This is a genomic window from Massilia sp. YIM B02763 (assembly GCF_030412015.1).
GTDB lineage: Bacteria > Pseudomonadota > Gammaproteobacteria > Burkholderiales > Burkholderiaceae_D > Telluria.
The window spans coordinates 2,364-2,975 of the sequence record NZ_JASNRD010000049.1 but is presented as its reverse complement, the minus strand read 5'-3'; the positions used below and the strand labels follow the sequence as shown (position 1 = coordinate 2,975).

Below are 612 nucleotides of genomic sequence, written 5' to 3'. Positions count from 1 at the left end.
ATCGCGGATCAGCATGCCGCGGTGAATACGTTCCCGGGTCTTGTACACACCGCCCGTCACACCATGGGAGCGGGTTTTACCAGAAGTAGGTAGCTTAACCGCAAGGAGGGCGCTTACCACGGTAGGATTCGTGACTGGGGTGAAGTCGTAACAAGGTAGCCGTATCGGAAGGTGCGGCTGGATCACCTCCTTTCTAGAGTGGCACAGGAGCTAGTCTCCATCATCAAGCGCTCACGCTTATCGGCTGTTGTAAAGAAAACGAGAACAGTTCGGGTCTGTAGCTCAGTCGGTTAGAGCACCGTGTTGATAACGCGGGGGTCGTTGGTTCGAATCCAACCAGACCCACCATGGTTATCAGCAAACCATACNNNGATCCCGTCATCCTCCACCACTTACTGTTCACTGCATTTATCAAAACCCAGCAATCTGGCTTTTGATAAGTGTAGTTCTCGTTCTTTAACAATCTGGAAGAAGTAAAGTTTTCTTTAAGCGTTCATCGCATCGAAAGATGTAATGAACACTTAGGGTAGTAATCTGTATGTATCAACAAACATAGTAAGCTGAATCCTTGTCGTTATGACGTTCCCTTCTCGTCTTTCCTTCGGAAAGACT

At 48.4% G+C, this 612-nt stretch carries 1 tRNA gene; it reads left to right on the top strand.

What is annotated here, in order from left to right:
- Nucleotides 1-271: 271 nt before the first annotated feature.
- A tRNA-Ile gene (locus QPK32_RS26375) sits at nucleotides 272-348 on the top strand.
- Nucleotides 349-612 lie beyond the last annotated feature (264 nt).